This is a genomic window from Salipiger sp. PrR007 (genome assembly GCF_010499845.1).
Taxonomy (GTDB): Bacteria; Pseudomonadota; Alphaproteobacteria; order Rhodobacterales; family Rhodobacteraceae; genus Salipiger; species Salipiger pacificus_A.
Genome location: NZ_JAAGOZ010000104.1, coordinates 122912 through 148928 on the forward strand (window position 1 = coordinate 122912; position 26017 = coordinate 148928).

A 26017-nucleotide genomic window follows, 5' to 3' on the forward strand; every position below is an offset into this window, starting at 1 on the left:
TGCCGCGCCCGCAGGACGGGCACGGCGACACCGGCGCGCCGGCAAGCCCTCAGCGGGACGTCGCCTCTTCCATCCAGCCGAGGCGCATCTCCGGCACCGACTTCAGCAGCATGTCCGTATAGTCGTCGAAAGGCGGCGCCAGCACCTCGGACTTGGCGCCGTAGCGGACCAGCCTGCCGAGGTGCATGACGGCGATCGTGTCGGCAATGGCGCGGACCGTGGCGATGTCATGGGTGATGAAGAGATAGGAAACCTGCTCACGCGCCTGTAGATCGGCGAGCAGCTTGAGGATGCCTTCGGCGACCAGAGGATCGAGCGCGCTGGTCACCTCGTCGCAGATGATCAACCTCGGCTTGGCCGCCAGCGCGCGGGCGATGCAGACGCGCTGCTTCTGCCCCCCCGAAAGCTCGGCGGGATAGCGGTCGATGAAGTCCTCACCCAGCTCGATCTGATCGAGCAGTTCGATCACCCTGCGCCGCTGCTCGCGGCCCCTCATGCCGAAGTAGAAGCGCAGCGGCCGCCCGATGATCGTGCCCACTGTTTGGCGCGGGTTCATCGCGACATCGGCCATCTGGTAGACCATCTGCAGCTCGCGCAGGTCCTCGCGGGTGCGGCGCCTGCGCTCGGCGGGGAGCACGCGCCGGTCGAAAGTGATCTTGCCCGAGCCGGGCGGCAGCAGACCGGTGATAACCCGCGCCAGCGTCGACTTGCCCGAGCCGGACTCGCCGACGACGGCCAGCGTGGTTCCCGGCTGGATCGCCATATTGATGTCGCTGAGCACGTCGCGGTCCATGCCGCGATAGCGTGCGGTGAGCCCCTCGATCTCGAGCACCGGCGGCTGCTCGGTGATCTTCTCCTCGTGAACCTTGGCGGTGACCGAGACCAGCGCCTTGGTATAGTCCTCCTGCGGGGCGGTGATGATTTGCCTGGCTGTGCCGTATTCTACCGTCTTGCCCTGACGCAGCACCATGATGTCGTCCGCAATCTGCGCCACAACGGCGAGGTCATGGGTGATGTAGAGCGCCGCGACGCCCTGCTCGCGGATCGCCGTCTTGATCGCCGCCAGAACGCCGAGCTGGGTGGTCACGTCGAGCGCGGTGGTCGGCTCGTCGAAGATCACCAGATCGGGCTCGGGACAGAGCGCCATGGCCGTCATCGCGCGCTGCAGCTGCCCGCCGGAAACCTGGTGCGGATAACGGCGTCCGAAACTTTCCGGCTCGGGCAGGCCAAGCTTGCGGAAGAGCTCTACAGCGCGCGCCTCGGCGACGGCGCGGGTGGCCCGGCCATGGCTGACGCTGGCTTCGACCACTTGGTCCATCAGGCACTTGGCGGGGTTGAAGGCGGCGGCGGCAGATTGCGCGACATAGGTCACCTCGGCGCCGCGCAGGCTTCGCAGGGTGCGGCCCGAAGCCCCGCGGATCTCGCGCCCGTTGAGCACGATTTCCCCGCCGGTCAGCTCGATGCCGCCACGTCCGTAGCCCATGGCCGAAAGGCCGATGGTCGACTTGCCCGCCCCGGACTCACCTATGAGCCCCAGCACCTTGCCCTTTTCGAGCTCGAGCGAGACGCCGTCGACGATGGTGATGCGCCGTGGCGCCTCTCCCGGGGGCTGCGCCGTCGCCTCGATCTTGAGATTGTCGATGCGCAGAAGCGGGTCAGCCATTTCGGCCTCCTTTCAGCGAGGAGGTGCGGTCGAGCACCCAGTCGGCCACGAGGTTGACGCTGATCGCCAGCGCCGCGATCGCCACCGCGGGCAGAAGCGCCGCGGGAATGCCGTAGACGATACCGTCCTTGTTCTCCTTCACGATGCCGCCCCAGTCGGCGGCGGGCGGCTGCACTCCGAGCCCGAGGAACGACAGGGTCGACACGAAGAGCACCATGAAGATGAAGCGCATGCCCGCCTCGGCGACCAGCGGCGAGAGCGCGTTGGGGAGGATCTCGCGGAAGATCGTCCAGGCGCGCCCCTCGCCGCGCAGCTCGGCCGCCTCGACGTAGTCCATCACCGCGATGTCACTGGCAACGGCGCGGGACAGGCGGAAGACGCGGGTCGAGTCGAGCAGCCCCATCACGAGAATGAGCACGGGAATGGTGACAGGCATCACCGAGAGGACCACGAGCGCGAAGATCAGCGTCGGGATCGCCATGACCAGATCGACGAAGCGCGACAGCAGCTGGTCGACCCAGCCTCCGATGACCGCGGCGAACAGCCCGGCGATGGAACCGGTGACGAAACTGACCACGGTGGCCGCGCTGGCGACGAGGATGGTGGTCTGCCCGCCCCAGATCAGCCGCGACAGCAAATCGCGCCCGATGTTGTCGGTGCCGAGCAGGAAGGCGCCGGAGGCTGGCTCCCAGACGTCGCCGACAACCTCGCTGACGCCGTAGGGCGCGATAAGCGGGGCGGCGATGGCGCTGAAGAGGAAGAGCGCGGTGATGACAAGCCCGATCAGGGCGGGAATGGGAACACGGCTCATTTGGGGTGCCTCAGTCTTGGGTTCGCCAGGATCGACACGATGTCCGCGACCATGTTCAGGACGATGTAGACCGCCGCGAAAATAAGGCCGCAGGCTTGCACCACCGGCACGTCGCGCTTGGAGACGTGGTCGACGAGGTATTGGCCCATCCCGGGGTAGACGAAAACCACCTCGACCACGACGACGCCGACGACGAGATAGGCCATGTTGAGCATGACCACGTTGACGATCGGCGCAATGGAGTTCGGGAAGGCGTGGCGCCAGATCACCGCGGAGCGGCGGATCCCCTTCAACTCGGCGGTCTCGATATAGGCAGATTGCATGACGTTGAGCAGCGCCGCGCGGGTCATGCGCATCATGTGCGCCAGAACCACCATGACCAGCACCGCGACTGGCAGCGAGATGGCGTGCAGCTTCTCCAGAAGGCTCATGCGGTCGTTGAGCATAGCCACCGAGGGCGCCCATCCGAGTTGCACGGCGACATAGTACATCAAGATGTAGCTCATCATGAACTCCGGCACCGAGATCGCCGAGAGCGTCGCGGCCGAGATCAGCTTGTCCGGCCAGCGGCCGCGGTAGAGCACCGAGACCAGACCCAGGATGATCGCCAGCGGCACCGAGATCAGCGCGGCCCAGGAGGCAAGGAAGAGCGTGTTGCCCAGCCGTTCCGAGATCGCGCCGGCGATGTCGCGGCCATTGCTGAGCGAGGTGCCGAGATCGCCGTGCAGGATCCCTGCGAGCCACGTGACGTAGCGCTGGGTGGCGGGCACGTTGAGCCCCAGTTCCTCGCGCAGGTTGGCAAGGGATTCCGGCGTGGCGGTCTGGCCGAGGATCGCCTGCGCGACATCCCCGGGGAGGATTTGCGTGCCGAGGAAGATCATGATCGACACGAGGAATATGAGCAGCAGACCCAGCGCGATACGCTGGGCCACAAGTTTAGCGATGTAGGCGTTCATGCGGGCGGCCTCAGGCCAGCCAGCACTTGTGCGGGGCCAGCCCGTTCATGAGTTCCAGAACGCCGCTCTCTTCCCAACCCCGGATCTGGTCGCTCACGCCCTCGATGAAGTCGTTGAACATTGGGCAGATGAGCCCGCCCTCATCGGCCAGGATATCGGCCATCTCACGGTAGAGCTGCCTGCGCTTGTCCTGATCCAGTTCGCCGCGGGCGGCGATCAGCTTGGCATCGAAGTCGGCATTGTCGAAGCGGGTGTCGTTCCAGTCAGCGGTCGACAGGTAGGCCGTGGCGTACATCTGGTCCTGCACAGGGCGGCCGGACCAGTAGGATGCGCAGAAGGGCTCGACATTCCACACGTCCGACCAGTAGCCGTCATCGGGCTCGCGGCTGATCTCGAGCGGGATGCCGCAGGCGCGCGCGCTTTCCTGGAACAGCTGCGCCGCGTCGACCGCGCCCGGGAAGGCGCCGTCAGCGGTGCGCAGGATGATCGGGCTGCCGTCGTGACCGGACTTGTCGTAGTATTCCTTGGCCTTCTCGGGATCATAGGTGCGCTGCGGGCGGGTGTCGTCGAACAGCGGGTAGGACGAGTTGATCGGGATGTCGTTGCCGACCGTGCCGTAGCCCTGCAGGATCTTGTCGACCATCTCCTCGCGGTTGATGGCGTATTTCAGGGCCATGCGCAGGTCGGCATTGTCGAAGGGCGCGGTGTCGCAATGCATGATGAAGACATAGTGCCCGCGACCCGCCACGCTCTTCACCTCGAGACCCGGCGCGCGTCCGAGCAGCCCGGCCACCTTCGGCGCGACCTGGTTGATGATGTGCACCTGGCCTGACTGCAGCGCGGCGTTGCGCGCGGTGCCGTCGTTGATCACGGCAAATTCGACGCCGTCGAAATGGCCGCGGCTCTCGTCCCAATAGTCCGCGAACTTTTCGAAGGTGTAGCGCACGCCCGGCTCGGCCTCGACCACGCGGTAGGGTCCGGTGCCGATGCCCGCGGCGGGGTTGTCGCGGCCGCCGTTCGGCTGGATCACCAGGTGATAGTCCGACATCAGGTAAGGCAGGTCGGCGTTGGCATCGGCCAGTTCGACGATGAAGTTACCTTCCTCGACGCGCATGCCGGTGATGCCCTTCATGATGCCGAGCGCACCGGACTGCGAGTCCTCGTCCGAATGGCGGCGCATGGTTTCCAGCACGTCCTCGGCGGTCAGATCGGAGCCGTCGTGGAATTTGACGCCCTCGCGGATCGCGAAGGTCCAGGTCTTGGCGTCGGGGCTCGAGCTCACATCCGTCGCGAGACGCATGTCCAGCGAGCCGTCCGGGTTCACGTCGAGCAGGGTCTCGCCAAAGGTCCGGGTGACGTTGAAGGCCACCTGTGCCAGCGCCATCGCCGGATCGAGAGATTCCGTGCTCTCGCCGCCGCCCAGGCCCATTTTCAGGATGCCGCCCTTGACCGGCTCCTGCGCCAGCGCGGCGCTGAACGGGACGCTGCCCCCGATCAAAGCGCCAAGGCCGAGCACAGAGGCCCGGCCCAGCAGAGTGCGGCGCGAAAGTCCCTTGCGGGCGAAGCGCTGGTAGGTCGATGTCTTGGTCTGGTCGGTCATCATGTACCCCTGTTTCTTGCTTTCAGTTTTTATTGCGGACCCGTCTCCGGGAGGGGGCCCGTCGTTTCCGTTTGGTCGCTTCCTAATACCAATCCCCGGATTTCTCAACTTATCCGCCGGACGGGCGCTCTCCGACGAACCGTCCGGCCCCCGTGCTCTCGATCTGCGCATGTTTTTCCGCCAAGGCGGCCAGCGCCTCTGCGACGGGTTGAGCCGGCAGGCTTGAACGCCGCGTGGAGAGATCCGTGTGCAGCAATAGCACCTCGATCGTGGCCGCGAGCGCGTCATCCCCGCGCCAGAGCCGGTGGAAGAGATGCATCTTCTTGCCCGTGCCCTGCAGGATCTGCGTGGTGACGGTGATCCGCTCGCCCGCGCGCACCTCCTCCAAGTAGCGGATGTGGCTCTCGACGGTGAAATAGCTGCGGCCTGCGCTGATATAGTCGGCGCCAGCCCCCACCATCTCCATCAGCCGGTCCGTCGCAAGCGAGGCGGCCTCGAGATAGTGGGTCTCATTCATGTGCCCGTTGTAGTCGGTCCAGCAGGCAGGCACCTGCCGCCGAGCGGTGACCGGCAGGCCGTCCTTGGTGCCGGTTTGCCCGATATTGGTTTGCCCGAGCGCCGCCTCGTGGCTGGTGACCACGCCCCCCGCCCCGGAACCGCTGCGCTTCAGCGCCCGCAGCATGCCGACGATATTGTCGTCGCGCAGCCGCTCGAGCTGGCGGATCGACATGTGCCCGGATTGCGCGTCCGACTGGCCCGCGATGAGATCGACCAGCTCGGGGGTGAACTCCGGCACGTCCATCAGCTTGGTCCAGGGCCAGGAAAGCGCCGGGCCGAACTGGGCCATGAAGTGCTTCATCCCCGCCTCGCCTCCGGCGACGCGGTAGGTCTCGAATAGGCCCATCTGCGCCCAGCGGATGCCAAAGGCCATGCGGATGGCCTCGTCGATCTCCTCGGTGGTCGCAACCCCGTCTTTCACCAGCCACAGGCTCTCGCGCCAGACAGCCTCGAGCAGGCGGTCGGCAATATGGGCGTCGATCTCCTTGCGCAGGATCAGAGGGAACATGCCGACCGAGCGCAGGATCTCGGTGGCGGGACCGATGCGCTCGGGCAGGCCGACCAGCTCGACCAGCGGCAGGAGGTAGACCGGGTTGAACGGGTGAGCGACGATGGCGCGCGCCCCTTCCGCATTCAGTTCTGAGGGCTTGAAGCCCGAGGTCGAGGAACCGATCACCGCAGTTTCCGGCGCCAAATCCGAGAGCGCCCCCAGGACCTTGTGCTTGAGGGCGAGCTGTTCGGGCACGCTCTCCTGCACCCAGTCCACCCCGGCCACCGCATCGGCCATGTCGCCATAGAAGGTCAGCGCGCCTTCCTCCGGCAGCGCTCGGTCGTAGAGCCCGGGCAGCGCGCGGCGGGCGTTGGCAATCACCTCGGAGAGCTTGCGTTCGGCCTCGGGGTCGGGATCGAAGACGTTCACGTTCCAGCCATTGAGCAGGAAGCGCGCGGCCCAACCGCCGCCGATGACCCCTCCGCCGACGATGGCGGCGGTCTTCCGGGCCGGGCTCATGCCATCACCTTCGGCGCGCGCTTCACCAGGCCGAGCCGGGCGCGGACCTCCTCAGGGCCGACCACACGCGCGCCCATGTTCTCGATGATCGAGGCCGCGCGCTCCACGAGCTGCGCGTTGGTCGCGAGTTGGCCCTTGCCGAGCCAGAGGTTGTCCTCGAGCCCGACACGGACGTTGCCGCCCGCCAGCACCGAGGCCGCGACAAACGGCATCTGGTCCCGACCGAGGCTGAAGGCCGACCAAGTCCACTCCTCGGGCACCGCGTTCACCATGGCCATGAAGGTGTTGAGATCGTTCGGTGCGCCCCAAGGCACCCCCATGCAGAGCTGCACCAGCGCGGGGCTGGTCAACACGCCCTCGGCGACAAGTTGCTTGGCGAACCACAGATGGCCGGTGTCGAAGGCCTCGATCTCGGGCTTGACGCCGAGCGCGGTCATCATGCCGCCCATGGCGCGCAGCATGCCCGGCGTGTTGGTCATCACGTAATCGGCCTCGGCGAAGTTCATGGTGCCGCAGTCGAGGGTGCAGATCTCCGGCAGGCATTGCGCGACGTGCGCCAAGCGCTCACTGGCGCCGACCATGTCGGTGCCGATGGCCTTGACCGGAAAGGGCGCCTCGGTCGAGCCGAAGACGATGTCGCCGCCCATGCCGGCGGTGAGGTTCAGCACCACGTCCACCTCGGCGTCACGGATGCGCTCGGTGACCTCGCGGTAGAGCGCCGGATCGCGCGCGGGCGCGCCGGTCTCGGGGTCGCGCACATGGCAATGCACCACTGCGGCACCGGCCTTCGCGGCGTCGATCGCGCTGCTGGCGATCTGCTCGGGGCTGCGCGGCACATGCGGCGAGCGGTCCTGCGTGCCGCCAGAGCCGGTCACCGCACAAGTGATGAAGACCTCTTTGTTCATCGTAAGAGGCATGAAGAACTCCTGATATTCCTGCGGCGGCAGCCAGGTCATCGCCCTTTCAAAAGGGGCGGAACGCCTCGTGATCGGGCGCACATCCGACTGCCAATCGCGCGAAGAATACCTCGGGACTCCCCGGCAAAATGTACCTATTGTGACAAAATATGTTCCAAATATGCCTTCAGCGATGAAAAGCGTCACCCTCCTGCTCTACGACGGCTTCTCCAACATGGTGCTGTCGTGCCTTCTGGAGCCGCTGCGAGCCGTCCGTGACCAGGGTGCGGGCGGGCTGTCATGGCAGATCGTCACGCCCGATGACGGGCCGGCGCGCAGTTCGAGCGGGTTGAACATCTCTCCAGATGCGGCCATTGCCGACTGCGACCGCTGCGATTTGCTGATCGTGGTCAGCGGCTACGGCTACCGTGAGCATGCGCGGCCCGAGCGCCTGGCGCCGCTGCGCCGGATGACCCGCGGCGCGCGGGCCATCGTCGGAGCCGACACCGGCAGCTGGCTGCTGGCCGCGGCCGGCCTGCTCGATGATCAGGGCGCCACAATCCACTGGGCGGTCCTCGCCGAGTTCGCCGAGGCCTTCCCGAAGATCCAGCCGAGCGATGCGCGTTTCGTGCGGGGGCCGCGGGTCTCGACCTGTGGCGGCGCCTCGACTGCGCTCGAGCTGATGCTTGCGATCATTTCCGAGCAGTTCGGCCCGGCGGATGCCTTCCTCGTCTCGACCATGTTCGTGCATGACGCCGAGCGCCAGCAGCGCAGCGGGCGCGGCGCGAACTGGCTGGTGGGCAAGGGCACTGCGCGGCTTCGCAAGATCGTCAACCTGATGGTCGAGACCACCGAAAACCCCCTGCCCCTCGAGGATCTGGCGCAGCGCGCCGGGCTGACCCGCCGGACCCTCAACCGCCTCTTCCAGGCGGAACTGGCGATGTCGCCGGGGCGCTACTACCAGCTCATGCGGCTGAGCCACGCCCGCGAGCTGGCTTCAGGGACCGACTACGACCTGCGCGAGATCGCCCTGCGCTGCGGCTATTCCAATGCCTCGGCGCTGAGCAAGGCCTTCCGGCTGGCCTTCGGCCACCCGATCCGCAAGGCGCGCGCGCCCCGTCCGCGTCAGCGCGAGAGCTGAACCAACGCATACACGATCTGCGAAAAGCTGGTCCGCGCACGATCATTCACATCGCGCGCGCGCAGCCAGCCATGCACGAGCCCGGCGTGGCTCTGCAGATGCACCTCGGCTCCCGCCTCCCGAGCCGCCTTGGCATAGCGCAGCGCATCATCGTGCAGCGGATCGCATTCGGCCGGGAACAGCCATGTCGGCGGCAGCGTTGAGAGCGCCCCCTTCGCCGGGACGAGGCGCGGGTCCTCGGGATCGCCGCCAAGGACCTCTCGGTAGGTGCCAAGATCACGTGTGCTCAGCAGCGGCGCCTCGGCGTGCTGCACACAGCTGCCAGCCTCGTGCGGGAAGCCAAGACCGGGGTAGATCAGAACCTGCCCACGCAGCCCGAGGTCCGCGCGCGTGCCGCTGACCGCGGCGCAAAGCGAGGCCCCGGCGCTGTCACCGCAGAGGATCACCGGCCCCGCCGCGCAACAGGCCTCGACGACGCCGACCAGATCCTCATGGGCGGCCAGCCCCGGGTGCTCCGGCGCCAGCCGGTAGTCGACCGAGACCACCCGGCAGCCGGACCGCTGCGCCAGCTCGGCACAGACATCATCGTGGCTCTCGAGCCCGCCCAGCACGAAGCCGCCGCCATGCGCGTAGATCACCGTCACCGGCGACACCTCGCCATAGAGCCGCACCGGCACGCCCCTGATGTCACGGTCCGCCACGGAAAGTCCCTCTGGTCGCCCCCGGTGGAAATGCGCCGCCATCCGGTCGTAGACCGCGCGCTGCCTCGGCCAGTCGCGGGGGTCCAGATCCTCCGGGTAGAAGGCGAGGGTCTCGTCGACGAAGGCGATGATCTCGGGCGACAGGTAGCTGCGGTAGTCCATGGGGTCTTCCTCTCTCTGGCGGTCTCCCGGCCCGGCGTCCGGGGCGCGCAAGGGCCCTAGCCGATCTTCCGCCCGCTGCAAACCCGCGCGCGACGCGGCGCCGCAACACCTGCGCGATTGCCGTGCGCCGCTCTGGCCTCTGCTTCAGAGGCGTGCGAGGAACCCGGGCTGGTGCCTCGCGCCGGGCGCAGAGGCCGCGCCGGGCGGGCACCGGGGCACAGACCTAGACAGCAGGAGCAGGTGGGATCATGGCAGTGAGAACGGCAATCATCGGGCTGGGGATCATGGGGCGGCGGATGCTGGAGCATATGCAACTCCATGCGGGCTACTCCGTCGTGGCGATGTGGGACCCCTCAGCCAAAGGTTGCGCCGCGGCGCAGGCGCTCGCGCCGGAGATCCCCGTTGCGGCCAGCGCGGCCGAGGCCATCGCCGCCGCCGATCTGGTCTACCTCGCCTGCCCGCCAGAGCCGCGCATGGCCTACGCGCTCGACGCGGCTGCCGCGGGCAAGGCGGTCTTCCTCGAAAAGCCGCTCGGCGTCGATCTCACCGCGAGCGAGGAGTTGGTGGCCAGTCTGCGTGCCAGCGGTGTGCCCGCAGCGGTCAACTTCACTCAGGCCGCCGGCGCTGCTCTGAGCAACATCACCGCCGCGGCGCGCTCGGGCGCGATGGGCGATCTCGCGGGCGTCGACATGGTGGTCACCTATGCCGCCTGGCCGCGCGCCTGGCAGCAGGCCGCCGACTGGCTGCGTTTCCGCGCCGAGGGCGGCATGACGCGTGAAGTGCTTTCGCATTTCCTGTTCTTCAGCCAGCGCATCCTCGGCCCGCTCTCGGTGGTCTGGGCGCGCCCCTCCTACCCCTCCGATCCGGCGCTCTGCGAAACAGCCCTGCTCGCCCGCCTCGAGACCGGGGCCGGCGTGCCGGTCTCGATCCTCGCCAGCACCGGCGGCGCCCAGGAAGACCGGCAGGAATTCACCGTGAAGGGCAGCAAGGCCAGCCACCGGGTCACCAACTTCTCGGACGAGGCGGTCTCGACCGGCGGCGCCTTTGTCACCGTTCCCTCGGCCGCAGGCGAGCCGCGAGCCGTCGCGCTGCGCGCCCAGCTCGACGACATGCTGCTCTGCGTCGCCGGCAAACCGCACCGTCTTGCCACCCCGCAGGAGGCGCTTGACGTGCAGCGGCTCGTCGAGGAGATGCTGCGCGGCACGCCCTGAAACAACAACAGGCCCCGCAGTGCGCGGGGCCTTCCTCAGATCTACCGTACTTTTCGCGCGACGAGCCCCCCCGGGTCGGGCCGTCTCAGAACCCGATGGTGCGCAGCAACAGGAAGCAGGCCGCCGAGAGCAGCGCCGCCGCAGGAACCGTGATCACCCAGGCCGCGACGATCGTCATGAAATGCGACCGGCGCACCAGCTTGCGGCGGGCGCGCTCCTGGCGCGGCAGGCTCTCGGGCGCGAGGTCGCGGTGGTACCGGCGGGCGCGGCGCTCGACGTACCACTCGCGGAAGAAACCGACCCCGAAGACACCGCCAACGGCGATATGGGTCGAGCTGACCGGAAGGCCGAGCCAAGAGGCCGCGATCACCGTCACCGCCGCCGAAAGCGCGACGCAATAGGCGCGCATCGGGTTAAGCTTGGTGATCTGGTTGCCCACCATGCCGATCAGCTTCGGGCCGAAGAGCACGAGGCCGAAGGAAATGCCGAGCGCCCCGATCACCATGACCCAGAGCGGGATCGCCACCTGCCCCGCGACGCTGGCGGACTGCTGCACGTAGACGATGGCCGCCAGCGGGCCGACCGCATTGGCCACGTCATTCGCGCCATGAGCGAAGGACAGCAGCGCCGCCGAGACCACCAACGGCAGTCGGAACAGCGTCTTGAGCGAGCGGGCGCGGTTCTCGAGCCCCTTCGACTGGTGGCGGATGAAGGGCACCGAAATCAGGCCGACGCCCACCCCCGTCGCCGCGCCGATCGCCAAGGCCGTCGGGAAGTCGATGGAAACGATCTTCTTGAGCCCTTTGAGCGCAAGATAGGTCGAGAAGGCCGCCGCCATGATCCCGATCAGCACCGGCACCCAGGTGCGGGCCGCCGCGATCTTGTCCTCGACGTAGATCACCCGCCATTTGATGAAAGCCAGCATGCCTGCCGCGATGATCCCGCCGAGCAGCGGCGAGATCACCCAGCTCGCGGCGATGGCGCTCATCGTCGACCAGTTCACCGAGCCAAGCCCCGCGGCCATGATGCCGGCGCCCATCACCCCGCCGACCACCGAGTGGGTCGTCGAGACCGGCGCGCCAATCCATGTCGCGATGTTCACCCAGATCGACGCCGCAAGCAGCGCCGCCATCATCGCCCGCACGAAGATCGCCGTGTCGGCAAGCCCAGCCGGGTCGATGATCCCCTTCGAGATGGTCGAGACCACGTCGCCGCCCGCGATCAGCGCGCCTGCGGTCTCGAAGATCGCCGCGATGGCGATGGCCCCGAGGAGCGAGAGTGCCTTGGCCCCCACCGCCGGGCCCATGTTGTTGGCCACGTCGTTGGCGCCGATGTTCAGCGCCATGTAGGCGCCGAAGGCGGCGGCCACGACCACCGCGAGACTCTGCGTCGCTCCGCCTGTGAGGATCGCGGCGGCCACCGCCGCGAGCGAGACGAAGACCAGGCTGATCCCCACGCCGACCAGCGGTCGCGAGGCATGCATGGTGGCCTCTTCAAGACGCGCGAGACGGTTCAGGTCCTTGTCGAGCGTCTTCCACTGAGGCGTGGTGTGTTCGGTCACGTTGAATGTCCTTGAATCCAGGGGGCCGGCGGGACCCTGCGGGGCTCAGCCTTGCCGTGCCGCCGAGACCAGCGCCGGGAAGTCCGCGAGGATGGATTTGAGTTGCTCTTCCTCGACCGCCTGGGCCGCGGCGTCGGGCGACATCCAGCGGCGCTCGCGGTCGGCCATTTCGGGGAAGGCGTCCAGCAGCTTCTCGACCGCCACCGCGTAGACGTCGACGTCGGTGGTGACCGGAAGCAGGCCGTTTACGATCTTGCTGTAGCGGTATTGCCCGATGCGAAAAGGACGTGAGCCCGAGTGTTTCACCCCCGCTTCTTCCCAGGCTTCCTGCAGTGCAGTGCCCGCGCCGTCGGTGCCGCGCACCGGCCAGCCCTTGGGCAGGATCCAGCGTTTCGTCGTGCGCGAGGTGATCATGAGCACCTCCGGCCGACCATCTTCTACACGATGGCAGAGCGCCGCGATCTGAACGCGGTTGGGGCGGCCCAGGAGCGGGGCAATATAGCTGTTCCAGACTTGGGCAAACATCGGCTCACCTATTGAGATCGAGGCGGACCGGCTGCTCCTAGCGCAATGCGCGCGGTTTCTCAAGGCGGGAGGCCCCCTGCAGACGAAAGGATGCCCTGCACGTGGCGTCACGCACGCGCCGCTCGCGCGTCAGCGGGTCCAGCGCAACTCTCCGGGCGGGCGCGTAAAAATGCGCTCTGGCCGTGCCTTTGGCCCATCCGGCCAGAGGGGCCAAGGTCTCCGCCGCTGGGACGTAGTGGCATCGCCAGCTCGAGTGCAGGACTATCGTCCCTATATCAATGAGGTGGTCCGCGATCCGCCGTTGGACCGCGGAGCAAAATTCGGGATTTTCGGCAAAGCCTCGAGGGCGCCCCGCAAGGGCGGTGTTGCGGATGGTTTCGAGCTGGGTTACTCACGCTCCGACGGGTCATTAGCTCAGTTGGATAGAGCAACCGCCTTCTAAGCGGTCGGTCGAGGGTTCGAATCCTTCATGGCCCGCCATCTTTGCCGAAATACGCCGATGGCCCCCGAACCGGCCCACTGCGCGTCGCGTCCCGCGACGGAGCTTCGGGCTCACCTGTTCCCGAGCGTGCGAGTGGCCTATTTAGAGGCCGCGTCAGGGCTCTGCTTGTAGAAGCGCCGGATCGCCAGATGCGAAGAGCGGATGTCCAGATTTACCGCCCACCTCGCCGCCTCGCCGTCACGCTGCGCCACGGCGTCGATCGCATCGTCGTGAATGCGCACGCCGATCCGGAACAACCGCGCGAACAACGCCTTGTCCCGCCGCGCAGAGGCAACGATTGGCCCGGTGCGCAGCCAGAGCGTCGAGATGATGTCGAGCAGCTGCGGGTAGCCCGCGCCGCCGTAGAGCTCGAAGTGGAACGCCTGATTTCCCGCCAGCGCCGCCTCGAAATCTCCGGCCTCAACCGCTTCGCTCATGGCGTCGTTGTGGCGCCGCAGCTCGCCGATCAGCGTCGGAGTCCGCCGGGCACGCGCAGCGCGTTCGGCGGCATAGCCCTCGAGTTGCATGCGGATGCGGATGTAATTCTCATGCTCGGTGGCGAGATAGGGCGCGACGCGCAGCGTCCGCGGCCCAGACTGCTCGATGGCCCGCTCGGCGATCAGCCGCGCCACGGCCTCGCGCACGGGCATGGGACTGGTGCCGAGCACCTCTGCAAGCCCGCGGATGGTCACCTGCTCGCCCGGAAGGAACTCGCCCTTGAGCAGCCCGAGCCGAATGCTCTGGTAGACCCTTTCCTGGATCGTGGTGACATCCACGGGCGCCAGCGTGCGCGATCGCGGCTTCGTGGGATCGAGACTGTTCACGTGCTCCGGGCCTCGCTTGGCTTGTTCGAAGGATGATCCCGCGTCCGTCGCAGGGACAGCGCGCGGTCCGTCGTGGCGCCGCGGTGTTGGGCCTTTAGCAGCCAATTTCGCGTCATTCTATGTCCAAGTCACAACATAAGGCAACCGCGTCCCCGCAAACACCCCCACCTTACAGATATGAGATCACATATCTTATATCTTTACCGCCCAAGAATTCTGTGGTTAGGATACGCCCGTGCCAGAGGAGAGCGCAGCACGGCCCGACATCAGGGGCGCGGCGCGCTGGCATGGAAAAACACCTGGGAGGAGAACCAGCTTGACACGTCTTGCCTTGATCGCGGCCACGTCCGCACTGGCCCTGGGCGCAACCGCGCTGCACGCCGAGCCGCTGAAGATCGGAATCATCGAAAGCCTTTCGGGCGCCCAGACCTCGACAGGCCGACTCTATGCCGACGCCGTCGCCTATGGGGTCGCGCAGATCAACGACGCCGGCGGCTTCAACGGCGAACCGGTTGAAGTCATCGAGTACGACAACGCCGGCGGCGCACCGGACGCGGCGACCAAGTTCCGCCAGGCCGTGGCGGATGGGGTGGACATCATCTTCCAGGGCGCCTCGTCGGCAATCGCGGGCCAGCTCACCGAGGACGTGCGCAAGCACAACCTGCGCAACCCCGGCAAGGAGGTGATGTTCATCAACCTCGGCGGCGAGGCGATGGAGCTGACCGGTGACAAGTGCCAGTTCTACCACTTCCGCTTCACCACAACTGCGCCGATGCGGGTCAACGCGCTGGTCAGCGCGATGAAGGAAGCCGGCGATCTCGGCACCAAGGTCTATTCGATCAACCAGAACTACTCCTGGGGCCAGGACATGCAGTCGGCGGTCGAAACCGCGGCGGCGGGCGGCGATTTCGAAATCGTCGACGAAGTCCTGCACGACGTGAACAAGATCCAGGACTTCGCGCCCTTCGTCGCGCGCCTGAAGTCCGCCGCGCCCGACACGGTCTTCACCGGCAACTGGTCGAACGACCTGCTGCTGCTGATGAAGGCGGCGGGCGACGCGGGTCTCGACGTGACCTTCGCGACCGCCTACCTCGACCAGCCGGGCAACATCGCCAACGCCGGCGAGACGGCGCTCGGGCATTACATCGCCAACAACTACGACAATGCCGCCACCGATGGCGAATTCGCCGAAGCCTACAAGGCGTCGACCGGCCACTACCCGACCTTCGTCGAAGGCCACACCGCCTTTGCCGTCGGCGCGCTGCACCAGGCGCTCGACACGCTCGACTTCGGCGGCGACGCCATCGATGTGACCAAGATCGCGCTGGCGCTCGAGGACACCACCTACGAGACGCCGGTCGGCCCGATCTCGGTGCGCAAGGAAGATCACCAGACCATCCGTCCCGTGGTTGTCTCCAAGGTCGTGAAAAACGCCAAGTACCCCGCCGACGACACCGACATGGGCTTCGAGACCGTCGGGGTCGTGCCGGGCGAGACAGCGATCTACCCGGTGCAGGACAGCTGCAAGATGGTGCGCCCGGGCGAATGAGCCCCGCACCCTGAGAGCACCGGCCGGCGAGCCTCGCCGGCCGGCCCTGTCCCTCGGCCCCAATCGGAAGTGCAATGGAATTTGCGATCATCTCCACGCTGAACGGCGTGACCTACGGCCTGTTGCTGTTCATGGTCTCCGCCGGTCTCACGCTCATTTTCGGCATGATGGGCGTGCTGAACTTCGCGCATGCCTCCTTTTACATGCTGGGCGCCTATGTCGCCTACGCCGTCTCGTCGATCTTCGGTTTCTGGACCGGGCTGATCGTCGCCCCCATCGTGGTCGGCCTCGTCGGAATGGCGGTCGAGCGGTTCCTGCTGCCAAGGGTGCACGCCCACGGCCACGCGCATGAACTGCTGCTGACCTTCGGTCTCGCGCTGATCATCGAGGAGCTGATCAAGCTGTTCTTCGGCGACTTCCCGGTGAACTACCAGATGCCCGGCGAGCTGCGTTTCTCGGCTTTCCACATCTTCGGCACCGACTACCCGTTCTACCGCCTGTTCATCGGCGGGATCGCGGTCGTGATGTTCTCGGCGCTGTGGCTGCTGCTGACCCGGACCCGCACCGGCATCGTCGTGCGCGCCGCCGAGCGTCTGCCCGCCATGGCCGAGGCACTGGGGCACAATATCCCGTTGGTCTTCATGTTCGTCTTCGGCACCGGCGCGGCGCTGGCCGGGCTTGCCGGGGCGGTGGCCGGAGCCTTCTACCCGACCAACCCGAACATGGGGCTGGAACTGGGGGTGATCGTCTTCGTGGTGGTCGTGGTCGGCGGGCTCGGCTCGCTCAAGGGCTCGCTGGTTGCCTCGCTGATGATCGGCCTCTTCTCGTCCTTCGCGGTGGGGCTTGACTGGTCGCTGGCAAACCTGCTGAGCCTGATCGGCCTCGGAGACTGGGCGCGCTCGGTCGGCGGTCTGCTGACGCTCGAGCTGTCCTCGGTCAGCGCCACCATTCCATTCGCCCTGATGCTGATCATCCTGCTGGTACGCCCTGCGGGTCTCATGGGGGAGCGTAACTGACATGCCGAACCTTCGCACTATCCTCGTCCTCACCGCGCTCCTCGCGCTGCTGATCGCCGTACCGCCCTTTCTGGGCCTCGGATGGCAAAACGCGCTGGTGAACGTGCTCATCGCGAGCCTCTTCGCGCTTGCCTTCAACCTTCTCATCGGACAGGCCGGGCTGCTGTCCTTCGGCCACGCCGCCTATTTCGGGATCGGCGCATTTGCCGCGCTGCACTTGATGCTCGCGGTCGAGGACGGCCTGCCCTTCCCGACGCCGCTGCTGCCGCTCGCGGGCGCTGCCGCCGGGCTGCTGGTCGGCCTCGTGGCGGGCTACTTCGCCACCATGCGCTCGGGCGTCTACTTTGCACTGGTGACGCTGGCCATCGCCGAGCTCTTCCATTCGTTGGCACCGCGCCTCGAGGGACTCTTCGGCGGTGAATCGGGCGTGTCGTCCATGCGCATGCCCTGGCTGGGCTTCACCTTCGGCTCCATGCTCGAGGTCTACTACATGACCTTGGCCTGGGCGGTAATCTGCGGTCTCGGGCTCTGGGCCTACACCCGCACCCCATTTGGACGGCTGACGCTGGCGCTGCGCGACAACGAGCAGCGCGTGCGTTTCCTCGGCTACAACGCCCATGCCTCGAAGGTGATCATCTTCGCCGTCTCGGCGATGTTCACAGGCGTTGCAGGCGCACTGCAGGCGATCTCCAACGAAACTGCGAACTACTCGCTCTTCGGCAGCATCGTGTCTTCGCAGGTCGTGCTGCAAACCTTCGTCGGCGGGGCCACGGTGTTCTTCGGCCCGGTGATCGGCGCGACGGCCTTCGCGCTCTTCTCCTTCCTCGTCTCCGATCTCACCCGATCCTGGCTCCTCTACCAGGGCCTGATCTTCGTGCTGATCATGCTCTACGCCCCGAGCGGCATCGGCGGCGTTGTGCATCACCACATCCGCAATCGCCGCCAGCTCGACTGGGCGCGGCTGGCGGGGCCTTATCTCATGGCACTGGCAGGGGGTCTGCTGATCGCCGCGGGCGTGGTCTTCCTGGTCGAAAGCGCCTCGATCCTCTTCGGCGAAGACTACGAGCGGCTGCGCCACGCGGCCGGCGACGGCTTGCCCGTCTTCGAGCTCTTTGGCGCAGAGTGGAGCCCGGTCTCGGTTCTGACCTGGATTGTCCCGGCGGCGCTGCTGCTGGGGGGCGGCGCGGTGCTGTTCCGTGCCCGCCGCGAGATCGACGCGCTCTGGGCCCGCAAGGACCGCCCCGAGGACACCATGGCCGAAACCGCGCCGCTGGGAGGTGAAGCATGACCGCGACCACGACGCAGAGCGCGCTGACGCTCACCGGCGTGACCAAGTCCTTCGGGCCGATCGAGGTGCTCAAGGGGCTCAACCTCGACATCGCGAAGGGCGAGCGCCACGCGGTGATCGGCCCGAACGGGGCTGGAAAATCGACGCTCTTCAACCTGATCTCGGGTATGTTCCCGCCGTCTTCCGGAGACATCGCGCTCGGCGGGCGCAGCATCGCAGGGCTCTCGCCGCACCTCATCAATCGGGCGGGACTGGCCCGCTCGTTCCAGATCACCAACATCTTCCAACGGATGAGCGTGTTCGAAAACCTCCGGATCGGCGTGCTGGCGCGCCACGGGGTACGCTTCGGCCTCTTCCGCCCGATTTCAACCATGCGGCGGGTGAATGCGGAGACTGCCGAGATCCTATCGCGCGTTGGGCTCGAGACCCGGGCGCGAGACCTGGCGGGCGACCTGACCTATTCCGAGCAGCGTGCGCTCGAGATCGGCATGACGCTGAGCACAGGCGCCGACATCATCCTGCTCGACGAGCCCACCGCGGGCATGTCGCGCGAGGAGACGGCGCAGGCCGTGGAACTGATCCGCACGGTGACGGAAGGCAAGACCCTGCTGATGGTCGAACACGACATGAGCGTCGTCTTCAGCCTCTGCGACCGGGTCTCGGTTCTGGTCTACGGAAGCATCCTCGCGACCGACACGCCGGCGCGCATCAGTGCCAACCGCGAGGTGCAGGAAGCCTATCTGGGTGAGGAGGCAGCATGAGCTTGCTTCAGGTGAAGGGGCTGCACGCCCATTACGGCAAGAGCCACATCCTGCACGGGATCGACATGGAGGTGCCCGAGGCGGCCATCGTCTCACTGCTGGGGCGCAACGGTTCGGGGCGCTCGACGCTGCTGAAGGCGATGATGGGGCTTGTGCCCCCGACCGCGGGCAGCGTCACGCTGGACGGCCAAACCCTGTCGGGGCAGCGGCCCTTCGACATCTGTCGGCAGGGGCTCGGCTACGTGCCCGAGGAACGGCTGGTCTTCCCCAACCTTACGGTCGAGGAGAACCTCGCCATTGGCGTGCAGAAAGGCGCTCCCGGCGCGCACCGCTGGACGGTCGAGGAGATGTACGACTACTTCCCCCGCCTCCGCGAGCGCCGCGGCATCCGCGCCGGGTACCTCTCGGGCGGCGAGCAGCAGATGCTGACCATCTGCCGCTCGCTGCTCGGCAACCCCCGGGTGCTGCTGATCGACGAGCCGACTGAGGGGCTCGCCCCGCGCATCGTCGACGTGGTGATGGAGGTCATCCTCGACATCGGCCGCCGCGGCGTCGCCGTGGTGCTGGTCGAGCAGAAGCTGACCATCGCGCTCAAGGTCGCGCAGCAGGTCTTGGTCATGGGCCATGGCGAGCTGGTCTTCCTCGGCACCCCCGCAGAGCTCGACGCCGCGCCCGACGTGCGCCGCAACTGGCTCGAGGTGGCCTGACGGCCACCTCCCCTCCCCTAGACAATTTCGACTGGACAGACAGTGAGCATGATCGAACGGATGTATCCGAAACCCGGCCTCCGGGTCCTTGTCACCGCGGGCGGGTCGGGCATCGGCGCCGCCATCGCGCGCGGCTTTCTCGACGCCGGGGCGCAAGTTATGATCTGCGACATCGACGAGGCCGCGCTGGCACGCATCGCCGAGGAACGCCCCGCCGTGGTCACCCGCCGCGCCGACGTGTCCGACGAGGCCGAGGTCGCCGCGCTGATGGACGCCGCCAAGGAAACGCTCGGCGGGCTCGACGTGCTGGTGAACAACGCCGGGATCGCCGGCCCTACCGGAAAGATCGATGAGATCTCTGTCGATGACATCCGCCGCACGCTCGACGTCGATCTGTTGGGGCAGTTCCTGGTGCTGCGCCGTGCCGTGCCGCTCCTGCGCGAGAGCGAGGCGGGCGCAATCCTCAACATCGCCTCGGTCGCGGGACGGCTGGGCTACGCGCTGCGCAGCCCCTATGCGGCGGCGAAATGGGGCATCGTCGGCCTCACACAGAGCCTTGCCAAGGAAATGGGTCCCGAGGGCATCCGGGTGAACGCGATCCTGCCAGGCGTGGTGCGCGGCGCGCGCATCGAAAGGGTGATCTCCGACCGCGCGGCGGCCGAGGGCATCCCTTACGCGCAAATGGAAGAGCAGTACCTCGCCAGCGTCTCGCTGCGCCGGATGGTCGAGCCCGAGGACATCGCCGGCATGGCGCTGTTCCTCTGCTCGCCGGCCGGGGCGAACGTCTCGGGGCAGGCGATCAGCGTCTGCGGCAACGTCGAAACCATCTGACCCAGAAAGAAACGGAGAAGGACCATGGCAAAGGCCCCCCGCAAGGTTATCGTCACCTGCGCCGTCACCGGCGGCATCCACACCCCCAGCATGTCGCCACACCTGCCGGTGACCCCCGATCAAATCGCCGAGCAGGCCATCGAGGCCGCCGAGGCGGGCGCCTCGATCCTCCACCTGCACGCCCGCACCCCCGAGGACGGGCGGCCGACGCAAGACCCCGAGGCCTTCCTGCGCTTCCTGCCGCGCATCAAGCAGGCGACCGGGGCGGTGCTCAACCTCACCACCGGCGGCAGCCCCACGATGACCGTCGAGGAGCGCCTGCAGCCCGCCGCGCGACTCGCGCCCGAGGTCGCCTCGCTCAACATGGGCTCGATGAACTTCGCGCTCTTCCCGATGCTCGACCGCTACGACACGTTCAAGCACGACTGGGAGCCGGCCTATCTCGAGAAAACCCGCGACGTGGTATTCCGCAACACCTTCAAGGACATCGAGTACATCCTCGAGACCTGCTCGGGGAACGGCACGCGTTTCGAGTTCGAGTGCTACGATACCAGCCATCTCTACACGCTCGCGCACTTCCGCGACAGGAACCTTGTGCAGGGTCCGCTTTTCATCCAGACGGTCTTCGGCATTCTGGGCGGTATCGGCACGCATCCCGACGACGTCTCGCACATGAAGCGCACCGCGGACCGGCTGTTCGGCGACGACTACGTCTGGTCGGTTCTGGGCGCGGGGCGTCACCAGCTTCCGATCACCACGATGGCCGCCGCGATGGGCGGCAACGTGCGGGTCGGACTCGAGGACTCGCTCTGGGACGGGCCGGGTCATCTGGCACAGTCGAACGCCGCGCAGGTCCGCCGGATCCGCAAGGTGCTCGAGGGGCTGGGGCTGAACGTGGCGACACCCGACGAGGCGCGTGCCATGCTGTCGCTCAAGGGCGGCGACCAGGTGAACTTCTGAGACAAGTCAGCGCGGGGACGCAGGACATATGACCAACGAATTCGACGGACGGGTCGCGATCGTAACAGGGGCCGGGGCCGGGCTGGGACGCTGCCACGCGCTCGCCCTTGCCCGCGCCGGGGCGCGCGTCGTGATCAACGACATCACCGGACCGGACGGCCAGCCGGGCGCCGCGGCGCGGGCCGTGGTCGCCGAGATCGAGGCCCTTGGCGGCGAGGCCGTGGCCGAGCCCGCGGACGTGGCGAACTTCGCCGAGGTGACTGCGATGGTGGCACGGGTGATGGCGCGCTGGGGACGCGTCGACATCCTCGTCAACAACGCCGGCATCCTGCGCGACCGCTCGTTTGCCAAGATGGAGATGTCCGATTTCGCAACCGTGCTCGCCGTCCACCTCACCGGTTCGGCGAACTGCTGCCGCGCGGTCTGGGAGATCATGCGCGAGCAGGGCTTCGGCCGGATCATCCTGACGACGTCGTGCTCGGGGCTTTACGGCAACTTCGGACAGGCCAACTATGCCGCCGCCAAGGCCGGCATGATCGGTCTGATGACGACGCTGCAGCAGGAGGGCGAGCGCTACGGGATCCACGTCAACGCCCTCTCGCCGCTCGCCATGACCGGGATGACCGACGGGCTGCTCGCCCCCGAGGATGCGGCGCAGCTCACCCCTGAGGCGGTGGCGCCCGCGGTGGTCTTCATGGCCTCAGACCTTGCGCCGAAGAAGACCATCATCGGCGCTGGCGCCGGCGTCTATTCGGTGGTCCACGTGGTCGAGACCGAGGGTGTCTACCTGCCACCCGAGGCGCGCAGCCCCGAGGAATTCCACGCCGCCTTCGAGCGCATGTCGGACATCCGCACCGCGCGGCACCTCGACACCGGCTTCGATCAGGCCACCAAATTCACCGCCACCGCGAACCGGGCGCGCCGCGTCACCGCCTGAGCTGACCCCGGCGCAGCAGATAGGACGGCGCGGCGTAGAAATGCGCCGCGCCTTATGCATTTCGCCTCGCGAAGGTGCCTCGGTCTATCGAGTCGGGGCAGCGGATTTCACCGCGAGATTCACGCGCAGCCGGCTGTCCCTTTCCACCACTATCCCCGCTATCGGCCGATCGGCATCGCAGGCCTCGACCGCCGCGGTGATGCGGGCCTGAAGGCGGTTGGCGACGTGGCTGTAGATCTCCTTCTGCAGCCGGACCGGCACCTAGCCGAGACGGGTGTGGAAGCGCTCCACCTCATCCAGAACCCATGCCGCCGTCGCCTCTCGCCCGGCCAGCTCGACCAGCGGCACGAGCTGCGGCGGGTTGAACGGCTGCCCTAGCACGACCCGCTCGGGACCTGCATGTCGGTGACAGAGATCGCGGACGAACTCGAGGAGATCACCGCGCCGGGCGGCGTCGCGGCATCGATGCGGCTCGATGTGCCTTTTATCCGGAAGGTACCCGCCCCTCGATCCCAGAGCGCCTGAGTCCTCTCGGCCCCGGCTGGCCCCCTCAAATGCTGCCTATGACGAAATCCGGAACGATCCCCGACCGACGGATCGCCCGAGCCGGGTCGAGGCCGACGAGTGCGCCATGGTCGGTCACGAGCGCGGTGGAAAACCCCATCTGGCAGCCGCCAAGGATGTCCGTATGCAGCGTGTCGCCGACCATCAACACCCGCTCGGGCGCAAGCCCCGGGGCGAGACGCGCCAAGGCCAGCGAGAAAATCCCGTCGAAGGGTTTGCCGAGGAAGACCGGCGCCACGCCGGTCGCGGCGGCAAGGCGATGCGCATAGTCGCCGGGCTCTCGCGAGAGGCCGGTCTCGCGCGGGGCGACAATGTCAGGGTTGCCCACGAAGACCGGACGCGCGCGCGCACTCAGAGCTGCCTCGAGCCGGGCCTGGCGCGCCTTCGTCCAGCCCTCCGAGCCCACGAGCAGAAAGCCCTCGGCCGCCTCGTAGTCCGCAGGATCGTCGCCGAGGAAGGAGATGTCGACGTCCTCGAAATCTTCGACGCCGTACTCGGGGCTGAGCATCGCCCCCCAGCGCAGACGCGGCGCACGCGCCAGATGCGCCAGCAACGCCTCGCGGCTGGTCACCACCTCCCCGGGAGAGAAGTCAAAGCCCAGCCGGGCGTAGCGCTGCATCATCACCCGCTTGGGGTAGGCTGCGGAATTGGAGACCACCGCCACCGCCTTGCCGGCAGCGCGCAGTGCGGCGATCGCAGCTGCTGCCCCCGGAATGGCGGACTCGCCCACGTTGAGCACCCCGTAGGCGTCGAGCAGCACGAGATCAAAGGGGTCGGCGATCTCGAGCAGGCTCTGCGCCACCTGCCAGTCATGGCCAAAGCGCGCATCCGGCAGGCGGGACCGTACGCCGAGATAGTCGTCGAAGGCCGCGCGGGCCTCGGTGCAGCGCGTGCCGGTCACAGGATGCGGCGACGCAGGAAGGCCGAGACGACCTCGCCCAGAACGACAAGCGCGAGGATCGCCAGCAGGACGGTCGCAGCCTCGGGCCAGTTGAACGTGTCGATCGCCCCCTGCAGGATGATGCCGATGCCGCCCGCTCCGACAAGGCCGAGCACGGTCGACTCGCGCAGGTTGATGTCCCAGCGCAGGATCGCCACGGCCCAGAAGGTCGGCATGACCTGCGGCACGATGGCATAGACGATGACCTTGAAGCGCGATGCGCCGGTGGCCTCCAGTGCCTCGACGGGGCGCGTGTCGATCTCCTCGATGGCCTCGCCCAGCAGCTTGCCGATGAAACCGATGGAGCGGAACATGATCGCCACCACACCGGCAACGATGCCGGGACCGAAGATCGCCACGAAGAGCAGCGCCCAGATGATCGTGTTGACCGACCGCGAGCTGACGAGGATCAGCCGCCCGAGCCAGAGCGTGGCGCGGTTGGGCGTGGTGTTCTGCGCCGCGATATAGGCAACGGGCAGCGAGACGATCACCGCCAGCGCGGTGGCGAAGGTGGCAATGTTCACGGTTTCCAACAGCACCCGCAGGATCGCGCCGAGGTTGCTGGTGTCGAGCGGATACATGCGCCCGAAGAGATCGGCCATCTGGCTGGGCGAGTCCCAGACCCAGGCCCAGATGATCTCGATCGAGCCGAGCGCCCAGAAGACCGCCAGCGCGCAGAGGGCGAAGATGCCGAAGCGTCGGGCTTTTTCCTTCGGCGTATGGCGCGACCAGTCCTCGCGCCCGAATTGCTGGGAGATGCTGGTCATGCGATGCGCTTCCTGATCTGGCCGCTGATCGCCTCGGAGACGAGGATCACGCCGACGATGACGATGGTGATGGCGAGCGCGAAGTCGTAGTCATATCGTCCGAAGGCATTGGCCAGCGTCGCGCCGATGCCGCCCGCGCCGACGATGCCGACCACGGCCGAGGCCCGCAGGTTGGAATCGAGCTGGTAGATGGTCAGGCCGATCTGCCGGGGCATGATCTGCGGGAAGATGGCGTAAACCAGCGTCGACAGGTACGGCGCCCCGGCCGCCCGCATCGCCTCCACCTGGCCGAAGTCGATCTCCTCGATCCGTTCGGCCAGCATCTTGGCGACGAAACCGATGGAATAGACCACCAGCGTCAGCACGCCGGCAAAGGGGCCGAAGCCGACGGCCTTGACGAAGATGATCGCGACGATGACCGGATGGAAGCTGCGGGCGATGATGATGATCGCCCGACCGAGATAGAAGACCGGCAGCGGCGCGACATTGCGCGCCGCCATGAAGGCGATGGGGATGGATAGCGCGACCCCGCCGACGGTGGCGAGGATGGCGATCTTCAAGCTCTCAAGGAAACCGTCGATCAGCAGGCCGCTGCGCTCGAAGCTCGGGGGAAAGGCGCCGCCGAAGATGCGCCCGGCCCGCTCGATCCCCTGCGCAACCCGCGCCCAATCGATCGGCATGGTGGCCGCGACCCAGAAGAAATAGGCCAGTGCGCCGAGATAGACCGCCCAGCGAAGCAGCGGGTTGGCGATGAAGGGCGGCTTGCGCCAGGTGTCCGGGTGCTGGCTCATGATGCCTCCCGCAGGTCGCCGCCCCGGTCTGCATGGGGGCTGCCGGAGTAGATCCGTTCCATCGCCTCCTCGTCGAGCGCGCCCGGAAGATCGTCGAAGATGATCCGTCCGAAGCGCATGCCGACGATGCGGTCGGTGTATTCCTTGGCTTCGGTCACGTTGTGGATGTTGATCAGCACCGGCAGCTTCAGCTCGCCCGCGAGGTCGCGCAGCAGCCCCATGATCTGCTCGGAGGTCTTGGGATCGAGCGAGGCGGTCGGCTCGTCGGCGAGCAAGATCTCGGGGTCCTGCATGAGCGCCCGGACCACGCCGACGCGCTGACGCTCGCCGCCCGAAAGCTGGTCGGCGCGGGTGTTGGCGTATTGCGCGATGCCGACGCGCTCCATCAGCTCATAGGCGCGGCGGATGTCCTCCTTGGGGTAGCGGCGCATGATCGCCGCCCAGGTCGAGATATATCCCAGCCGCCCGGACTGCACGTTCTCCATCACGGTCAGCCGGTCGACGAGATTGAACCCCTGAAAGACCATGCCGATCTTGCGCCGCGCGGCGCGCAGATGGCGGCCCCGGAGGGCGGTGAGCTCGGTCCCGTTCAGCACGATGCTGCCCGAGGTCGGCTCGACCAGCCGGTTGATACAGCGCAGCAGCGTGGACTTGCCGGCGCCCGAGGAGCCGATGATCGACACCACGCTTTCGCCCTCGATGGTCAGGTCGAGGTTCTTCAGCACCGGCGCACCGCTGCCATAGCTTTTGACCAGGTCGGTGATCTTCAACATGTGGAGACTCCATGCCGGAGCCGGGCGCAAAGCG

25 protein-coding genes and 1 tRNA gene are annotated in these 26017 nt (G+C 67.1%); 11 read left to right on the forward strand and 15 right to left on the reverse strand.

Annotated elements, in window-relative coordinates; translation table 11 throughout:
- Positions 1-49: 49 nt before the first annotated feature.
- From G0Q01_RS26245 to G0Q01_RS26270, 6 genes are all read right to left on the reverse strand, one after another.
- Entirely contained in the window at positions 50-1663 is a 1614-nt protein-coding gene (locus tag G0Q01_RS26245; RefSeq protein WP_164198233.1) for an ABC transporter ATP-binding protein, read from the reverse strand.
- The gene (locus G0Q01_RS26250; RefSeq protein WP_108969504.1) at positions 1656-2474 is read right to left on the reverse strand and encodes an ABC transporter permease; all 819 of its coding nucleotides are present in this window, start codon (positions 2472-2474) and stop codon (positions 1656-1658) included. Before G0Q01_RS26250 ends, G0Q01_RS26245 begins: the two co-directional genes overlap by 8 nt.
- Entirely contained in the window at positions 2471-3430 is a 960-nt protein-coding gene (locus G0Q01_RS26255; protein ID WP_164198230.1) for an ABC transporter permease, read from the reverse strand. Before G0Q01_RS26255 ends, G0Q01_RS26250 begins: the two co-directional genes overlap by 4 nt.
- Before the next feature lie 10 nt (positions 3431-3440).
- The gene (locus tag G0Q01_RS26260) at positions 3441-5030 is read right to left on the reverse strand and encodes an ABC transporter substrate-binding protein (RefSeq protein ID WP_164198229.1); all 1590 of its coding nucleotides are present in this window, start codon (positions 5028-5030) and stop codon (positions 3441-3443) included.
- A gap of 109 nt (positions 5031-5139) precedes the next feature.
- Entirely contained in the window at positions 5140-6597 is a 1458-nt protein-coding gene (locus G0Q01_RS26265) for a carnitine 3-dehydrogenase (protein ID WP_164198227.1), read from the reverse strand.
- A complete protein-coding gene (locus G0Q01_RS26270) occupies positions 6594-7514 on the reverse strand; it encodes a 3-keto-5-aminohexanoate cleavage protein (RefSeq protein WP_164198500.1) in 921 nt (306 codons plus the stop codon). The genes G0Q01_RS26265 and G0Q01_RS26270 overlap by 4 nt, the downstream gene beginning before the upstream one ends.
- A gap of 172 nt (positions 7515-7686) precedes the next feature.
- Between G0Q01_RS26270 and G0Q01_RS26275 the strand changes: the two genes are divergently transcribed.
- Positions 7687-8634, forward strand: coding sequence for a GlxA family transcriptional regulator (locus tag G0Q01_RS26275; RefSeq protein WP_235940427.1), 948 nt, complete (start codon positions 7687-7689; stop codon positions 8632-8634).
- Here G0Q01_RS26275 and G0Q01_RS26280 read toward each other — a convergent pair.
- Positions 8619-9497, reverse strand: a complete 879-nt coding sequence (locus G0Q01_RS26280; RefSeq protein WP_164198223.1) for an alpha/beta hydrolase — start codon at positions 9495-9497, stop codon at positions 8619-8621. The genes G0Q01_RS26275 and G0Q01_RS26280 overlap by 16 nt on opposite strands.
- A gap of 248 nt (positions 9498-9745) precedes the next feature.
- Between G0Q01_RS26280 and G0Q01_RS26285 the strand changes: the two genes are divergently transcribed.
- Complete coding sequence (locus G0Q01_RS26285) at positions 9746-10708, forward strand: Gfo/Idh/MocA family protein (RefSeq protein WP_164198221.1); 963 nt, start codon at positions 9746-9748, stop codon at positions 10706-10708.
- A gap of 85 nt (positions 10709-10793) precedes the next feature.
- On the opposite strand, the gene G0Q01_RS26290 is transcribed toward G0Q01_RS26285, so the two are convergent.
- On the reverse strand, positions 10794-12269 hold the full coding sequence (locus G0Q01_RS26290; protein WP_370457350.1) for an inorganic phosphate transporter: 1476 nt from the start codon (positions 12267-12269) through the stop codon (positions 10794-10796).
- A 45-nt stretch (positions 12270-12314) separates the two neighbouring features.
- The gene (locus tag G0Q01_RS26295; protein WP_164198219.1) at positions 12315-12794 is read right to left on the reverse strand and encodes an NUDIX hydrolase; all 480 of its coding nucleotides are present in this window, start codon (positions 12792-12794) and stop codon (positions 12315-12317) included.
- Between the two features lie 403 nt (positions 12795-13197).
- On the opposite strand from G0Q01_RS26295, the gene G0Q01_RS26300 reads away from it, so the two are divergent.
- Positions 13198-13274, forward strand: a tRNA-Arg gene (locus G0Q01_RS26300).
- A gap of 99 nt (positions 13275-13373) precedes the next feature.
- On the opposite strand, the gene G0Q01_RS26305 is transcribed toward G0Q01_RS26300, so the two are convergent.
- Positions 13374-14099 carry a GntR family transcriptional regulator gene (locus tag G0Q01_RS26305; RefSeq protein WP_159099659.1) on the reverse strand — a complete coding sequence of 242 codons (726 nt, stop codon included), beginning with the start codon at positions 14097-14099 and terminating at the stop codon, positions 13374-13376.
- Between the two features lie 316 nt (positions 14100-14415).
- On the opposite strand from G0Q01_RS26305, the gene G0Q01_RS26310 reads away from it, so the two are divergent.
- The 8 genes from G0Q01_RS26310 (at position 14416) to G0Q01_RS26345 (ending at position 22148) form a co-directional block, all read left to right on the forward strand.
- Positions 14416-15648: a branched-chain amino acid ABC transporter substrate-binding protein gene (locus G0Q01_RS26310; protein ID WP_164198217.1), complete on the forward strand. Its 1233-nt coding sequence runs from the start codon at positions 14416-14418 to the stop codon at positions 15646-15648.
- A gap of 74 nt (positions 15649-15722) precedes the next feature.
- The gene (locus G0Q01_RS26315; RefSeq protein ID WP_108969520.1) at positions 15723-16664 is read left to right on the forward strand and encodes a branched-chain amino acid ABC transporter permease; all 942 of its coding nucleotides are present in this window, start codon (positions 15723-15725) and stop codon (positions 16662-16664) included.
- Position 16665: 1 nt separating this feature from the next.
- The gene (locus G0Q01_RS26320) at positions 16666-17952 is read left to right on the forward strand and encodes a branched-chain amino acid ABC transporter permease (RefSeq protein WP_164213979.1); all 1287 of its coding nucleotides are present in this window, start codon (positions 16666-16668) and stop codon (positions 17950-17952) included.
- A complete protein-coding gene (locus tag G0Q01_RS26325; RefSeq protein WP_164213980.1) occupies positions 17949-18713 on the forward strand; it encodes an ABC transporter ATP-binding protein in 765 nt (254 codons plus the stop codon). Before G0Q01_RS26320 ends, G0Q01_RS26325 begins: the two co-directional genes overlap by 4 nt.
- Positions 18710-19420: an ABC transporter ATP-binding protein gene (locus G0Q01_RS26330; RefSeq protein WP_108969526.1), complete on the forward strand. Its 711-nt coding sequence runs from the start codon at positions 18710-18712 to the stop codon at positions 19418-19420. Before G0Q01_RS26325 ends, G0Q01_RS26330 begins: the two co-directional genes overlap by 4 nt.
- Positions 19421-19468: 48 nt before the next feature.
- Complete coding sequence (locus G0Q01_RS26335) at positions 19469-20251, forward strand: SDR family oxidoreductase (protein ID WP_235940428.1); 783 nt, start codon at positions 19469-19471, stop codon at positions 20249-20251.
- Positions 20252-20275: 24 nt separating this feature from the next.
- Entirely contained in the window at positions 20276-21211 is a 936-nt protein-coding gene (locus G0Q01_RS26340) for a 3-keto-5-aminohexanoate cleavage protein (protein ID WP_164198209.1), read from the forward strand.
- A gap of 28 nt (positions 21212-21239) precedes the next feature.
- Entirely contained in the window at positions 21240-22148 is a 909-nt protein-coding gene (locus tag G0Q01_RS26345; RefSeq protein ID WP_164213981.1) for an SDR family NAD(P)-dependent oxidoreductase, read from the forward strand.
- 261 nt (positions 22149-22409) lie between these two features.
- Here the strand turns inward: G0Q01_RS26345 and G0Q01_RS26995 are convergent, their stop codons facing one another.
- The 5 genes from G0Q01_RS26995 to phnC are packed head-to-tail and all read right to left on the reverse strand — an operon-like array spanning position 22410 to position 25983.
- Entirely contained in the window at positions 22410-22664 is a 255-nt protein-coding gene (locus G0Q01_RS26995; protein WP_235940433.1) for a 3-hydroxyacyl-CoA dehydrogenase NAD-binding domain-containing protein, read from the reverse strand.
- Positions 22665-22698: 34 nt separating this feature from the next.
- A complete protein-coding gene (locus tag G0Q01_RS26355) occupies positions 22699-23613 on the reverse strand; it encodes an HAD hydrolase-like protein (protein WP_164198203.1) in 915 nt (304 codons plus the stop codon).
- Positions 23610-24419, reverse strand: a complete 810-nt coding sequence (gene phnE, locus G0Q01_RS26360; protein ID WP_108969535.1) for a phosphonate ABC transporter, permease protein PhnE — start codon at positions 24417-24419, stop codon at positions 23610-23612. The genes G0Q01_RS26355 and phnE (G0Q01_RS26360) overlap by 4 nt, the downstream gene beginning before the upstream one ends.
- Positions 24416-25210: a phosphonate ABC transporter, permease protein PhnE gene (phnE, locus tag G0Q01_RS26365; RefSeq protein ID WP_164213982.1), complete on the reverse strand. Its 795-nt coding sequence runs from the start codon at positions 25208-25210 to the stop codon at positions 24416-24418. The genes phnE (G0Q01_RS26360) and phnE (G0Q01_RS26365) overlap by 4 nt, the downstream gene beginning before the upstream one ends.
- A complete protein-coding gene (gene phnC, locus G0Q01_RS26370; protein ID WP_164198198.1) occupies positions 25207-25983 on the reverse strand; it encodes a phosphonate ABC transporter ATP-binding protein in 777 nt (258 codons plus the stop codon). Before phnC ends, phnE (G0Q01_RS26365) begins: the two co-directional genes overlap by 4 nt.
- Positions 25984-26017: the final 34 nt, after the last annotated feature.